This window comes from Pinirhizobacter sp. (assembly GCF_035317885.1).
Taxonomy (GTDB): domain Bacteria; phylum Pseudomonadota; class Gammaproteobacteria; order Xanthomonadales; family Rhodanobacteraceae; genus Pinirhizobacter.
Map to the genome: position 1 here is coordinate 1 of NZ_DATHFX010000384.1, position 11480 is coordinate 11480.

At 65.8% G+C, this 11480-nt stretch carries 11 protein-coding genes; 5 read left to right on the forward strand and 6 right to left on the reverse strand.

Annotated features, from left to right (window positions below):
* The 4 genes from VK519_RS12685 to VK519_RS12700 all read right to left on the reverse strand — a co-directional run.
* Positions 1-660 (reverse strand): beta-ketoacyl synthase N-terminal-like domain-containing protein (locus VK519_RS12685; RefSeq protein ID WP_324350287.1); only part of this gene is annotated, 660 nt, incomplete at its 3' end.
* Complete coding sequence (locus VK519_RS12690) at positions 657-1433, reverse strand: glycosyltransferase family 2 protein (protein ID WP_324350289.1); 777 nt, start codon at positions 1431-1433, stop codon at positions 657-659. The genes VK519_RS12690 and VK519_RS12685, both read right to left, overlap by 4 nt.
* 12 nt (positions 1434-1445) lie before the next feature.
* Positions 1446-1715, reverse strand: a complete 270-nt coding sequence (locus VK519_RS12695) for an acyl carrier protein (protein WP_250625666.1) — start codon at positions 1713-1715, stop codon at positions 1446-1448.
* Between the two features lie 304 nt (positions 1716-2019).
* On the reverse strand, positions 2020-3123 hold the full coding sequence (locus VK519_RS12700; RefSeq protein ID WP_250625667.1) for a Glu/Leu/Phe/Val dehydrogenase dimerization domain-containing protein: 1104 nt from the start codon (positions 3121-3123) through the stop codon (positions 2020-2022).
* A 234-nt stretch (positions 3124-3357) separates the two neighbouring features.
* Here VK519_RS12700 and VK519_RS12705 point away from each other — a divergent pair, with 234 nt between their 5' ends.
* From VK519_RS12705 to VK519_RS12725, 5 genes are read left to right on the forward strand one after another with little or no spacing between them, the layout of a single operon-like run.
* A complete protein-coding gene (locus tag VK519_RS12705) occupies positions 3358-4248 on the forward strand; it encodes an alpha/beta fold hydrolase (protein WP_324350293.1) in 891 nt (296 codons plus the stop codon).
* Positions 4249-4305: 57 nt separating this feature from the next.
* Positions 4306-5475: an acyl-CoA dehydrogenase family protein gene (locus VK519_RS12710; RefSeq protein WP_324350295.1), complete on the forward strand. Its 1170-nt coding sequence runs from the start codon at positions 4306-4308 to the stop codon at positions 5473-5475.
* A 19-nt stretch (positions 5476-5494) separates the two neighbouring features.
* Positions 5495-5992, forward strand: coding sequence for a nucleotidyltransferase family protein (locus VK519_RS12715; RefSeq protein WP_324350297.1), 498 nt, complete (start codon positions 5495-5497; stop codon positions 5990-5992).
* Entirely contained in the window at positions 5992-6600 is a 609-nt protein-coding gene (locus VK519_RS12720; RefSeq protein ID WP_324350299.1) for a glutathione S-transferase family protein, read from the forward strand. The genes VK519_RS12715 and VK519_RS12720 overlap by 1 nt, the downstream gene beginning before the upstream one ends.
* A 14-nt stretch (positions 6601-6614) precedes the next feature.
* Positions 6615-8879 carry a thiamine pyrophosphate-dependent enzyme gene (locus VK519_RS12725; RefSeq protein ID WP_324350301.1) on the forward strand — a complete coding sequence of 755 codons (2265 nt, stop codon included), beginning with the start codon at positions 6615-6617 and terminating at the stop codon, positions 8877-8879.
* Between the two features lies 1 nt (position 8880).
* On the opposite strand, the gene VK519_RS12730 is transcribed toward VK519_RS12725, so the two are convergent.
* Both VK519_RS12730 and VK519_RS12735 read right to left on the reverse strand, forming a co-directional pair.
* The gene (locus VK519_RS12730) at positions 8881-10614 is read right to left on the reverse strand and encodes a GGDEF domain-containing protein (protein WP_324350304.1); all 1734 of its coding nucleotides are present in this window, start codon (positions 10612-10614) and stop codon (positions 8881-8883) included.
* Between the two features lie 321 nt (positions 10615-10935).
* Complete coding sequence (locus VK519_RS12735; RefSeq protein WP_324350305.1) at positions 10936-11190, reverse strand: hypothetical protein; 255 nt, start codon at positions 11188-11190, stop codon at positions 10936-10938.
* Between the last annotated feature and the right edge of the window lie 290 nt (positions 11191-11480).

An 11480-nucleotide genomic window follows, 5' to 3' on the forward strand; every position in this document is an offset into this window, starting at 1 on the left:
CGGCCGCGGCGTGAGCGCTGGGGTATCGTTGCGCGTGCTGGTGGCGAACAAGGTGTCGAACACCGCCGCGCCCGGACCTGAGAGTTCTTCCGCCCCGCCACAGAGCATCAGGCGCTGTTTGCCGTGGGCGATGGCTTCGTAGCCGAAGCCGATGGCCTGGCTGCCCGAAGTACATGCGCTCGAGGTCGGAATGATGCGGCCCTTCAGGCCGAAGAACACGCCCACGTTCACAGCGGTGGTGTGCGCCATCATCTGGATGTAGCTGGTGGCGGTCACGCCCTGCATGGAGCCGGTTTCCAGCATCCGGCCGATCATGCGCGCCGGCTCGATGCTGCCGCCGGAGGAACCATAGGCCACGCCCATGCGACCGTCGGCGATGGAAGGATCGCCCAGCAGGCCCGCGTCATCGAGGGCCTTTTCACTGGCAGCCACGGCCAGGTGCGACACGCGGCCCATCGAACGCAGGTGCCGGCGCGGCCAGTCGGGCAGCACGAAATCGTCGACCGGGCAGCCCAGCCGTCCGTTCAGGGCATCGAAGTAATCCCACTCGTGCATGCGCCGCACGGCATTGCGGCCCTCGCCCAGGCGGGTGGCGATGGTGGTCCAGTCCGATCCCAGCGGCGTGATGCCGCCGATGCCGGTAACGACCACGCGCTTCATGTCGTTTTCCTGCGGGCGGCGCGCCGGATCAGCCGTGGCGCACGTGGCAGCATGCCCAGCACCAGGCGGGCGTGCATGGCGGTGATGCGGACGTTGTCGCGCAACATGCGGAAGTGTGACAAGCCATTCTCCGGATAGATCACCCGGGTGGACAGGTTATGCACGGGCACGCCACGCCAGAACAGGCGCACGGCGGCTTCGGTATCGAAGTCCATGCGCGAAGGGAACGGCGCACGGGCGATTTCGGCACAGGTTTCGTCCAGCGGGTACAGGCGGAAGCCGCACATCGAATCCTGGATCTGGAAGGAGAGTGTTTCCAGCCAGACAAAGGCATGCGTGAGGTACCGGCCGTAGAGCCGTGCGCGCGGCACGGAGTCGTCGTACACAGGTCGACCACAGATCATCGCATCGGGCGCGGCGCGGGCGGCGGCGAGGAAGCGCGGCACGTCGGCGACGTCGTGTTGGCCGTCGGCGTCGATCTGCAAGGCATGGGTGAAGCCTGAGTCACGCGCCGCGAGCAGGCCCGTGCAGAGCGCGCGGCCCTTGCCCTGGTTGCCTGGCAGGCGGATCAGGCGCATGCCGGGCGTTTGACGGGCAAGCTCGTCGAGCACCTCGCGCGTGGCCTGGTTGCTGCCGTCGTCCACCACCACCACGGGAAGTTCGTGGCCGCGCAACGAACGCACGGTCGCTGCGATGGTGTCCTTGTGGTTGTAGATCGGTACCACGGCGCAGGGAGCGAAGGAGGGCGCGTCGACGCGCTCTGCTGGCGACATCACACCGGCTGCTCAGCGCTCGATCAGCGCGCGAACCGTGGCGACAACGTCGCCGACCGTACGCACGCTCTTGAAGTCCTCGGGCTTGATGCGCGCGCCGGTCATGTCCTGGACCTGGATGGCAAGGTCGATCGCATCGATGCTGTCGAGCTCCAGGTCAGTGAAAAGATGCGCCTCGGGGGTAACCTTCGCCGGATCGATCTCGAAGGTTTCGTGCAGGACATCCTTCAGCCGGGCCAGGATGTCGTCGTTGCTGAGGGCTTCTGCCGGGATCGTGCTCATGTTCGGTAATTCCCTTCCGTCGGTACGCCTTCCTCGACGCTCACATCACCCGATGGATCGCCATGCGGGACGACGACGCGAAGAAAGGTCATGTCGTGATCGAAAGTTGCTGGTTGTGTACTGCACCCGCTGAGCGGGCCCCCTTTGGTCGAAAACATCCGTGTAAGCAGTTACTTACAGCCTGCGCGAATGACGCCGCCAGTATAGCAGGTTGGTTCGCCGGGGTCGTGAATGTGGGTGCCGTCCGCAAAAAAAACCGCCGGGCATGCCCGGCGGTGGGTTTGCTGGGACACTGCCAACGGGCTTACTGCCCGCGCATGCGGCCCTGGAAGCGCGGTGCACCATTGCCCATATGGGGCAGGCGCATCTTGCCGATGATGCCGATGCGCTCCTCGGCCATGCGGTCGGCGGCCTTGTAGGTAGGGATGCCGTCGCGCTGGGCGATCTCGAAGATGCGGCCTACGTTGTAGTAGATGGTGCGCATCATGCGCATGGCGCGCTCGCGGTTGTAGCCGTCGATTTCCAGCGAGACGTTCATCACGCCGCCGGCGTTCACGGCATAGTCCGGGGCATACACCACGCCACGGCGGGACAGTTCGTCGCCGATGGCGTCGGTGGCCAGCTGGTTGTTGGCCGCGCCGCAGATGATCTTGGCCTTGATGCGGTCGATGGTCTGCTCGTTGACGGTGCCGCCCAGGGCACAGGGGCTGTAGACGTCGGCGTCGACGTCGTAGATTTCGTCCAGGCCCACCGCTTCGCAGCCCAGTTCGTCCACGCAGCGCTGCACCGCATCCTTGTTGATGTCGGTGACAAACACCTTGGCGCCCTGTTCGCGCAGCAGCTTGATGAACTCCGAGCCCACGTGGCCGGCACCTTGCACCGCGTAGCTGTACTTGCCCACGTCTTCGTTGCCGTGCTTGAACTGCAGCGCGGCCATCAGGCCCTGCAGCGTGCCGTAGGCGGTGAACGGCGAGGGATCGCCGGAGCCACCGTGCACCTGGTGCACGCCGGTGACGTATTCGGTTTCACGGAACACGTGTTCCATGTCGTTGACGTCGATGCCGACGTCCTCGGCGGTGATGTATCGGCCGTTGAGCGAATTGACGAAGCGGCCGAAGGCACGGAACAGCACTTCGGACTTGTCCTTCGACGGATCGCCGATGATCACCGCCTTGCCGCCGCCCAGGTTCAGGCCGGCCACCGCGTTCTTGTAGGTCATGCCGCGCGACAGGCGCAGCACGTCGTTGATCGCATCCTGCTCGCTCTTGTAAGGCCACATGCGCAAGCCGCCAAGCGCCGGACCCAGGACCGTGTTGTGGATGGCAATGATGGCCTTCAGGCCCGCGTCCTTGCTGTGGCAGAAGACGACTTCCTCGTGGCCTGTATTGGCGATGGTCTCAAAAATCATCGAACTTCGAACTCCAGTGGCCAGGACGCCATGGGGATGGCCGTCCCGCGGATGATGGCCGTTATGAATTCGGCGGCCAGGTGGTTGATAAAACTAAAAAAAGACCGCACCGGGTAGGGCCTGGGCGGTCATCAGCCGCGTATTCTAGCCCCTTGGCGAGGGCCGCGCTCCTTGCGCCGCAGCACGGCTCCGGACAGGTGGTATCTTTCGCTCGCCCTTCCGCTGCCCGTCCCCATGCCCCCCCATTCCAAGTCCCGCAAGGCCCGCCGTGTGGGGCCCGGCTTCCTGGTCAAGCTCGCGGCCGTGCGCGCCCGCTACACGCTGGGCAGCCGCTTCGCACCGGGTAATACCCTGCGCCATGCGGCGCGGCTGTTTTGCACCCCGTTCACCAGCAGCCGCACCCGGGCACGCGCCGCCACTGCTGATAGCCAGGCCGTCCGCCGCGACATCACGGTGGACGGCGTGCAGGTTGCGACCTACGCCTGGGGTGACCCGGCGCGCCAGCCGTACGTGCTGTTCTCCCACGGCTGGTCCAGCTTTGGCCTGCGCTTTGAACCCTGGGCGCTGGCCCTGCGCGAGGCGGGCATGGCCGCGGTGGCGTTCGACCAGCCCTCCCATGGACACAGCGGCGGCCATCTGGTGACGCTGCCGGAATTCATCGCCACCTTGCGCGGCGTCGGCAGGCATTTCGGCGAGGCGGCGGCAGTGGTGGGGCATTCCCTGGGCGGGGCGGCAGCCAGCCTGGCGCTGTCCCAGGGCCTCGCCGCGCGCCGGGCGGTGCTGGTATCGCCCTCGATCGACCCGGTGGCCGCCGTCGCGCGCTTCGCGGACCTGGTTCGCCTGCACCGGCGCCTGCGCGAGCCGCTGCATGACCAGCTGGCCGCGCGCACCGGCATTCCGATCGCCGATCTGCAGGCCGCGCCGCTGCTGCCGGCGCTGGCCCAGCCGGCGCTGGTGATCCATGATCGTGACGATGCCGACGTGCCGTTTTCCGAAGGCGAGGAATATGCTCGGCTCTGGCCCGGCGCGGACCACCTGTGGACCTCGGGCCTGGGGCACCACGCGATCCTGGCCGATCCTCACGTGATGGCGCGGGCACTGGCCTTTTGCCGCACCACACCATGATCTTCTAAGGCCCCGCCCGCTAGAATGGGCGGATTGCCCGTTCCATTGGAGTTGACCATGGCCGTCCGCCTGGATCCGTTCGACCTATTCGATATCCGCTCGTTGCTCACCGACGAGGAGCGCATGGTGCAGGACACCGTGGCCCGCTTCACCGACGAGCGGGTGCTGCCGATCATTGGCGACTGTTTCGACCAGGCGCGCTTCCCGGCCGAATTGATCCCGGAAATGGCATCGATGGGCCTGCTCGGCGCCACCTTGCCCGAGGAATACGGCTGCGCCGGCATGAACGGCGTGAGTTATGGACTGATCTGCCAGGAACTGGAGCGCGGCGATTCAGGCCTGCGCAGCTTTGCTTCGGTGCAAAGCTCGCTGTGCATGTATCCCATCTACGCCTATGGCTCGGAAGAGCAAAAGCGCCAGTACCTTCCGCCGATGGCGAGGGGCGAGGTGATCGGCTGTTTCGGCCTGACCGAACCGCACGGCGGCTCGGACCCGGCCAACATGAAGACCACCGCGAAGAAGGACGGTGGCGACTGGGTGATCAACGGCGCCAAGATGTGGATCACCAACGGCAACCTTGCCCACATCGCGATTGTCTGGGCACAGACCGACGAGGGCATCCAGGGCTTCATCGTGCCCACCGATACGCCGGGGTTCAAGGCGCAGGAAGTGCACAAGAAGATGTCGTTGCGCGCATCGGTTACCTCCGGCCTGTTCTTCGACGGCGTGCGCGTTCCCGACGCCAACCGACTGCCCAACGTCAAGGGCCTGAAAGGCCCGCTGGGCTGTCTCACCCAAGCCCGCTACGGCATTACCTGGGGGCCGATCGGCGCCGCCATCGCATGCTTCGGTGAAGCGCTTGAGTATTCGAAGGAACGCATCCTGTTCGATCGTCCCCTTGCCGCCAACCAGGCCGTGCAGCTGAAGCTCGCGGAAATGGCCCGGCAGATTACTTCGGCCCAGTTGCTGTCGCTGCAATTGGGCCGGCTGAAGGACGCGGGCAAGATGCAACCGACCCAGGTGAGCCTGGCCAAGTGGAACAACTGCCGCATCGCCATCGATATCGCGCGCACCTGCCGCGACATCCTGGGCGGCGCGGGTATCACCACCGAACACTCGGCCATCCGCCATGCGCTGAACCTCGAATCGGTGATCACCTATGAAGGCACCGAGACGGTGCATCAGCTGGTGGTCGGCCGCGAGGTCACCGGCATCAGCGCGTTCTGATGCTCGATCGGGCCGCGGCATGATCGCTTCGCACGACCCGGCCCATGACACGGCATTGCGCGGTCAGCTGGCAGCCCTCGCCGGCGAGCTGAACCTGCGATGCCGCGACAAGTGGACCATCATCGGCAGCGCCGCCGCGTGGCTGGTGGGCGCCGATGTCGAGGTCGCCGACATCGACGTCATGACCACCGTGCGCGATGCCGATACCTTGCTGGCATGCTGGGCTTCCCAGCGCCTGCCGGTGGCGCCGTCGGATGTGAGCGACCTGTTCCGTTCGCGGTACGGACGTTTCGCCTTCGAGCCCTGGCGCGTGGAAATCATGGGCGGGCTCGACCTGCATGTCGACGGCGCCGGATGGCAGCCGGTCCGTGCGCGGCACGTCACGCCGGTGGATGTGCTCGGCCAGGCGGTGATGGTTCCCACTCGTGCCGAACAGGTGCGCATCCTGCGTTCGTTCGGCCGCGAGAAAGACCTCGCCCGCGCAGCCCTCCTCAGCATTCGCCAGGAAGCCCACTGATGCTTACCGTGTACGGCAACCGCACGTCCGGAAACTGCTACAAGCTGCAGTTGTTGCTCGACCAGCTCGACCGCCCCTATGCGTGGGTCGACGTGGACAGCGCCAACAGCGAGACACAAACCGAGGCTTTCCTGGCGCGTAACGCCAATGGCAAGGTGCCGTTGCTGGAACTCGACGATGGCCGGCGGCTGGCCGAATCCAACGCCATCGCCTGTTTCCTGGCCGAGGGCACCTGGATGTGGCCGGGTGACGCCTGGGAACGCGCGCAAACGCTGCAGTGGTTGTTCTTCGAGCAGTACAGCCACGAGCCTTATATCGCTGTAGCGCGTTTCATCGAGCGTTTCCTTCCGGCCCACCACGCCCGCCATGCCGACCTGCCACGGTTGGTCACCGGCGGCAAGAAGGCACTGGCGGTGATGGAATCACACCTGGCCGGTCGCAGCTTCTTTGTCGGCGAACGTTACGGCGTCGCCGACATCGCGCTGTATGCGTATACCCATTGCGCGAGGGAGGGCGGATTCGATCTTTCCAGCTACCCCGCCGTCAACGCCTGGCTCGACCGCGTCGCGGCGCAGCCTGGCCACACTTCCATGCGCCAGCACGCCTGATCAAGAAGCATAAGATGGCCACCGAGTTTGTCATTCCCGCCCGCCACAAGGGTTTCAACCGCGCCGAGATCGTCGATGCGAACTTTGCTGAGTACGTGCAGCAATGGCAGGGCGATGTGCGCCAGGTGCCGCATGACGACGCCCCGATACTGCCCGGCAGCCGGCTGACCGCGCGCGGTTTCCTGGAGCTGTTCGAATCGCAGCTTATCTCGCGCCACCTCGATCTCATGGCCCGGGTGCTGCGCGTGAAGGACAAGGTGTTCTACACCATTGGATCATCCGGCCACGAAGGTAATGCGATGGTGGCGCGGCTCACGCGCCATACCGACCCTGCCTTCCTGCATTACCGTAGCGGCGGTTTCATGGCCGAACGCTTCCGCAAGCTACCGGGCATGGATCCGGTGATGGATTCGGCATTGTCCTTTGCCGCCAGCAGCGACGATCCGGCCTCCGGTGGACGGCACAAGGTATGGGGCAGCAAGCCGCTGTGGGTGTTGCCGCAGACGTCCACCATCGCCTCTCACCTGCCCAAGGCATTGGGTACGGCGGTGGCCATCGAACAGGCGCGGCGCATCGGCCATGCCCTGCCGATCCCCGACGATTCGATCGCCATCTGCTCGTTCGGCGACGCGTCGAGCAACCACGCCACGGCGCAGACCGCGTTCAACACAGCGGCCTGGACGGCCTACCAGAAGCTTCCCGCGCCGGTACTTTTCGTCTGCGAGGACAATGGCATCGGCATCTCGGTGAAGACGCCGGGCGGCTGGGTGGAGAGCAACTTCCGGCATCGCGCCAACCTGGATTATTTCCAGGCCGACGGCCTGGACCTGGCGGCCGGATACGCCGAGGTCGAGCGCGCGGTGGAACACTGCCGGCGCACGCGCCGCCCAACGTTCCTGCATCTGGCGACCACCCGCGTGATGGGCCATGCCGGCACCGACTTCGAGATCGAGTGGCGGTCGGTAGAGGAACTTTATGCGCTGGAGGCCACCGATCCGCTGCTTCGTTCGGCAGCCATCGCGCTCGAGTCGGGCCTTTTCGACCGTGCGGGCCTCCTCGAGTTCTACGAAGCGATCCGCAAGCGTTGTTTCGGCGCCGCCGAGGAAGCCGATCGCCGGCCGAAGATCGGCAGCCTTGCCCAGGTGATGGCGCCGCTGGCGCCTTATTCGCCCGACGCTGTGCGCGCCGAGGCGAGACGCGCGGCGGACCCCGCACGCCGCGAGGCCGCCTTCGGGGGTGCGGCGAAGTTGCCCGAGGCGCAACCGCCCAGGCACCTGGCGATCCAGATCAACCAGGCCCTGCACGAACTGATGGCGAAATACCCCGAAAGCCTGCTGTTCGGCGAGGACGTGGCGCAGAAGGGCGGTGTGTACACGGTGACCAGGGGATTGCACAAGGCGTTTCGCAACACACGGGTTTTCAACACCCTGCTTGATGAAACCATGATCCTGGGCCTGGCCCAGGGTTACGCCAACATGGGCATGCTGCCGATTCCCGAGATCCAGTACCTGGCATATTTCCACAATGCCTGCGACCAGATCCGAGGAGAGGCTGCGTCACTGCAGTTCTTCTCCAACGACCAGTTCCGCAACCCCATCCTGATGCGCGTGGCCTCGCTCGGCTACCAGAAGGGCTTTGGCGGCCATTTCCACAACGACAACTCGATCGCCGCGCTGCGTGACATCCCGGGGTTGGTGGTGGGCTGTCCCAGCCGTGGCGACGACGCCGTGGCCATGCTCCGCACGCTTGCCGCGCTTGCCCGCGTGGATGGCCGCGTCTGCGCATACCTGGAGCCGATCGCACTGTACATGACCAAGGATCTTTACCAGCCAGGTGACGGTGGCTGGCAGTTCGCCTATCCGCCGGAGGGCCGCGCCCTTGAACTGGGCGAGGGCCGCGTCTACGACTCAGCCCACGACGACCTTGTGATTTTCACCTTCGGCAATGGCGTGCCGATGAGCCTTCGTGCCGCCCGGGGCATCGAGGCCGCGCACGGATGGAAGACCCGCGTGGTCGACCTGCGTTGGCTCGCTCCCCTCAGTAACGCTTTCATCGCCGCGCAGGCGGCCAGTGCCAGGCGCATCATCGTCGTCGACGAAGGCCGTCGCAGCGCTGGCGTGGGCGAGGGCGTGATCACTGCCATCGTCGAGGCCGGTTTCGGTGCCACGCCGCTTCGCCGCGTGGTCGGTGCCGATACGTTCACCCCGCTGGCCGGCGCCGCTTTGCTGGTATTGCCGGGCGAGGCGGACATCGTGGCCGCCGCCGGGGAACTGGCCTAGCTCAGTCCGATTGCGCAGCCCGCTGGGTGGCGGGCCGGCGGCGGTTTGCACCGGGGCGGAGCTGGGTTTCAAGCATCACGCGGTTGCGCCCGGCAAGCTTGGCCGCATACATCGCCGCGTCCGCGCGTTCGATCAGGTCGTCGACACTGTCGCTGGCGTTGCGCATGGCCACGCCGATGCTTACCGTCAGCAGGTTGCCGCTGGTACCCACGTTCAATTCCAGCCGATGCACGCGCCGGCACAACCGCACCGCCACGTGTACCGCGTTGTCGGCGTCCACGCCGTCGAGCAGGGCTACGAATTCCTCGCCGCCGTAACGTCCCAGCAGGTCGCCGGGGCGCAGTTCCGCCCGCAGGGCGTCGGCAACGGCGATCAGTGCCCGGTCGCCGGCGGCATGGCCCTGGCAGTCGTTCAATTCCTTGAAGTGGTCAAGATCCAGGAACAGCACGCTCAATGGCCGCGGCGGGCTGGAGGCCAGCAGGGCATCGGCACCTTCGTTCCACGCGCGGCGGTTGAGCACACCGGTCAGCGCGTCGTTGTCGGCCAGCACCTGGGCGCGGTCGCGGTCGCGGCGCAGGATCAACGCCCGGTCGGCAAGGCCCACGGACAGGACCACCGCCTCGAAGGCACCGGCGACCAGCGGCGCATCGGACAACCAGAAGGCATCGGCCAGCAACCCGCTGACCTGGATGGCGCGGAGCGAGGTCAGCGCCAGCAATGGCGTCCACCCGACAAGGAAGAACCAGGCATAGCGTGATCCGCGTACCGCGGCGATCATCGAGGCCAGCAGCAGCAGGGCGGAGCCCAGGATCAGCAACGGCCCTGTCAGCACCTGGCTGGTGCTCATCAGTACCTCGATGCCGGTCAACCGGGCCAGGGCCACCAGGGGCATGCCAAAGGCCAGTGCGAGGATCGGCACGCGCAGCAGTGGCACGTATTGCCGGATCTCGGCAAAACGCAGCAGGAAGATCGCGGCGAAACTTACCGAGATGGCCACGGTGGCTCCGGCGATCACCGCGCCCAGCCCCGAGAGGAACTGCAGTTCCAGCGGGTGGTAGATGAAACCGGTCTGGGTGGCCTGGATCAGCACGTAGCAGACCAGGTAACCGGCATACCAGGCGAACAGCATGTCGCGCAGCATCAGTGCGAAACACAGCGCCATCGCCGCCATGGCCAGCATCACCGCGAAACAGCTGGTGGCGAACACCAGCCAGCCGGCGTCGGTATCGAGGTAGTCGGGCCACGACTGCATGCGGAAGGTCACCGGCGCCGGCATGCTTCGCGCCGGTTCGAACTTCAGCAGGATCGGGTCGGCCGCCCTTTGCTCGGCCATGAGGACGAATGCCAGGCGCCCGTGGCCATGGACCACATTGGAGAAGTCGTCCAGGGCCATGCGCACCGGTGCGCGCCCACTGGCGTAAAGGCTGACCGCGCCGGCTGGCGGCGTGTCCACGTGCAGCACACGGTCGTCGGCGATATAGGGTGGCTGCATCTGCAACACCACCCAGGCGCCGTCGCGCTGGGTGGGAAACGACTGTAGTCGCGAGGGCGAAAACGGCAGCAGGTGGCCTTCGCGGAATTCGGAAATCACTTGCGCGGGCGTGTCGCCGGGACGTACTTCCCGCCACGCGCCGTTGAGGTCCTGGGCGTGCACGGCTTCGAATCCGGCGCACAACAGCAGCATCGCAAGCCAGATGCGACGCCATTGCCAGCCCGGACCGATCCGTCTGTTCATCCGCTCCACGTTTCCCGCCAGTGCCCGCCACGAGTGTCCGCGACGATGCGAATGCCCCAAGGCGCCCCGTGTCCCCCGTGGCGCCACCGATATGACCCGTCGCGACTATTGTGCCCGCAGAGTCAGGAAAAGATACAAAAGTCTGTGAATTGGATCACAAACTATCATGCTGATATTTACAACTTATCTGTGTTATCGGCAGAACTCCCCTGTACTTAAGGAGTTGCAGTTTTTTGCGCCGCATCGACAAAGGCGGCCATCGGGGCTGCAGGCGGCCGGAAGCGGGGTCGAAACCCATGGGTCCGCTGGTGCCGGTGCCGATTACGTGCCGGGTGTATTTCCCGGAGGGAGCCCGGCGCGAAGTTGCTGCAGTCGCCGCATCGCCCGGGCGCCCATCAAGGTGCCCAGCAAGACCAGGGCGAAGGCCAGGGCGCTTCCCGTCACACGCCAGGCGGGGTCCGGCGAGGCGACGGCACGGAATACCAGCAGCAGTCCCAGCAGGGTGATCAAGGCGGCGCGTGCCAGGGCGATGTATTGGACGGCGCGGGCCTGTCCGGGTTTGCGGGGCGATTCCATGCCACTATTGTAGCTGGGCGACCTATGTGCAAATTCGGCCAATTCTTTGGCCGGACATGTCTTGCCATTGCCACACAAGGGTAGCCTCGATATGGTCGCCCGCAATGGTTGGGCCAGTAACCGGGGCCGCTGTTACAGGGGGCCATGACCGTGCGCAAGCCGGTTGCGGCAAGGGGGTAGGCGAGCGGGGAGCGAGGTATCGTCCCGATGGATAGCCTGCGCGTGGCCAGGAGCGAAAGCGCTCCGGAGCAGCAGTTGCGTTTCCGGCGCCTGATGCTTCTGGCAGCGCT

What these genes read in the sequence shown, in the direction of transcription:
- VK519_RS12730 (WP_324350304.1), bottom strand. Translation starts at nt 10,614, where the DNA reads ATGAACAGACGGATCGGTCCGGGCTGGCAATGGCGTCGCATCTGGCTT.
- VK519_RS12725 (WP_324350301.1), top strand. Translation starts at nt 6,615, where the DNA reads ATGGCCACCGAGTTTGTCATTCCCGCCCGCCACAAGGGTTTCAACCGC.
- VK519_RS12700 (WP_250625667.1), bottom strand. Translation starts at nt 3,123, where the DNA reads ATGATTTTTGAGACCATCGCCAATACAGGCCACGAGGAAGTCGTCTTC.
- VK519_RS12705 (WP_324350293.1), top strand. Translation starts at nt 3,358, where the DNA reads ATGCCCCCCCATTCCAAGTCCCGCAAGGCCCGCCGTGTGGGGCCCGGC.
- VK519_RS12735 (WP_324350305.1), bottom strand. Translation starts at nt 11,190, where the DNA reads ATGGAATCGCCCCGCAAACCCGGACAGGCCCGCGCCGTCCAATACATC.
- VK519_RS12720 (WP_324350299.1), top strand. Translation starts at nt 5,992, where the DNA reads ATGCTTACCGTGTACGGCAACCGCACGTCCGGAAACTGCTACAAGCTG.
- VK519_RS12690 (WP_324350289.1), bottom strand. Translation starts at nt 1,433, where the DNA reads ATGTCGCCAGCAGAGCGCGTCGACGCGCCCTCCTTCGCTCCCTGCGCC.
- VK519_RS12695 (WP_250625666.1), bottom strand. Translation starts at nt 1,715, where the DNA reads ATGAGCACGATCCCGGCAGAAGCCCTCAGCAACGACGACATCCTGGCC.
- VK519_RS12710 (WP_324350295.1), top strand. Translation starts at nt 4,306, where the DNA reads ATGGCCGTCCGCCTGGATCCGTTCGACCTATTCGATATCCGCTCGTTG.
- VK519_RS12715 (WP_324350297.1), top strand. Translation starts at nt 5,495, where the DNA reads ATGATCGCTTCGCACGACCCGGCCCATGACACGGCATTGCGCGGTCAG.